This window comes from Emticicia sp. (genome assembly GCF_049241225.1).
Lineage (GTDB): Bacteria > Bacteroidota > Bacteroidia > Cytophagales > Spirosomataceae > Emticicia.
Window position 1 is genome coordinate 1 of the sequence record NZ_JBMLRC010000275.1, and the last position, 1,850, is coordinate 1,850.

A 1,850-nucleotide genomic window follows, 5' to 3' on the forward strand; every position below is an offset into this window, starting at 1 on the left:
GCGATAAAACGCAGGTTTTTTGATGATTTTTTATTTACTTTGAGTAATGGTTTTTGAATTAGTCAGTCAGTAACTGACCAATTTGTAAATTTCTCTCAGTTGATATATTTCAAGAATTAATAAATATTCCATAAGTTATGCTGAATTCATCTTTAAAAGGGTTCAAGTTTTTAGTTCGTTTAAAAAACGATGGAATTTATATTAACAACTCCTCCCATGAAAAATTAAAGTTTTCACAAACAACAATTCCATTTCAATATTTTAAAATTTTTCCAACTGAAGATGTACAATGGCTACTCGAAATAGTTCATTATTCTGAGAGTAAAACACTTTCTGTCAAAATAGTTGATTACAATTATGCAGGTACTGGCACACCTTTGATAAGGTTTTTTGCCTCGGATATTCAAAGTTTATGGATTGAATCTATAGATTGGTTAGAATTAAGAAAGGTTATATATAATTATAATAAAGCGGCAATGCTTGGACAACTTACAAACTATTCTGATACCGATTATAAAAAAGAAATCTACCTAAATGATAAAGTCTACTCTTATTTGGGTTGTACTTTTGATGATGGAAAAATTATTAAAAAGTTTAATCGAGAAGATTTCAAAGGAATAAATTTTGATTATGTATTAGAGAATAAATTTTTAAGTCCAAAATTGAATGATGCTTTATCAAAACTAAAAGGCAATTTTAAAATCAATAGCAAAAAACATTTTGATTGTCAATTTAAATTATATTTTGAAAATGGAGTTCTAATTAAACATAAAGCATTTTCTTCAGATATAGAATCAATAACTGACAAGAAAGTCAATAATATTTTAAAAAAAGCTGGCTTATCATAATTAAACATCATTACCAAACCACTTTTTCACAAACAAACCCATAACCAATGAAAAGACTTTTTTTCCTATTCCTCTTACTTATCAACACTTTATCAAGTTTTGCACAAAAAGAACCTGATTTCTTGACTAATTATAATAAACGTTGGGTAGATTCGGTTTTCACGACACTAACGCTCGACGAGAAAATTGGGCAACTACTCATGCCTCGTGGCAATACTTCTGGCCGACCACACGACGTAGAAAAACTCAAACGTTGGGTAAAAGATAATCGAATCGGTGGAATTGTGATGTTTGCCGCTCCGCCAACTGTCCAAGCCCGCATCGTGAATGAGTTACAGGCTTTATCAAAAGTGCCGCTTTTGATAGGTATGGATTTGGAATGGGGTTTAGCCATGAGATTGGACAGCACTGTGCGTTTTCCGTACCAAATGACACTCGGAGCAATGCAAGGCAACGAAAAGTTACTTTTTGATATGGGCGTTGAAGTAGCTAAACAATGTCGCCGAATTGGCGTGCATATCAATTATGCCCCTGTGGTTGATGTCAATATAAACCCTAATAATCCTGTCATCAATTTTCGTTCGTTTGGCGAAAACCAAGAAGAGGTTGCCAACAAAGCCCTCGCCTACATGCAAGGCATGAATAGTGAACATTTGCTCACATCTGCCAAACACTTCCCTGGTCATGGCGATACGGGCGTTGATTCTCACTTCGATTTGCCCTTGATTCCACACGACCGCAAACGTTTAGATGCTGTTGAGTTTTATCCTTATAAGAAATTGATAGACAACGGTTTAAGTGGAATCATGACTTCGCATTTGAGTGTTCCGGTGTTGGATACAAGTAAAAATCTGGCGGCAACTTTTTCTAAAAGAATCGTCACAGATATTTTGCGTAAAGACCTCAATTTCAAGGGTTTGACTTTCACCGATGCGATGGATATGCAAGGTGCAATCAAGTATTTCTCGAAAGGCGAAGCCAACGTAAGAGCGGTTTTAGCAG

General features: G+C 34.7%; 2 protein-coding genes. Both read left to right on the forward strand.

Annotated features, from left to right (window positions below; all coding sequences use genetic code 11):
- The first annotated feature begins 137 nt into the window (after positions 1-137).
- Positions 138-848: a hypothetical protein gene (locus ACOVO2_RS14700; protein ID WP_421770707.1), complete on the forward strand. Its 711-nt coding sequence runs from the start codon at positions 138-140 to the stop codon at positions 846-848.
- 47 nt (positions 849-895) lie between these two features.
- A partial coding sequence (locus tag ACOVO2_RS14705) for a glycoside hydrolase family 3 protein (RefSeq protein WP_421770708.1) occupies positions 896-1,850 on the forward strand: 955 nt, incomplete at its 3' end.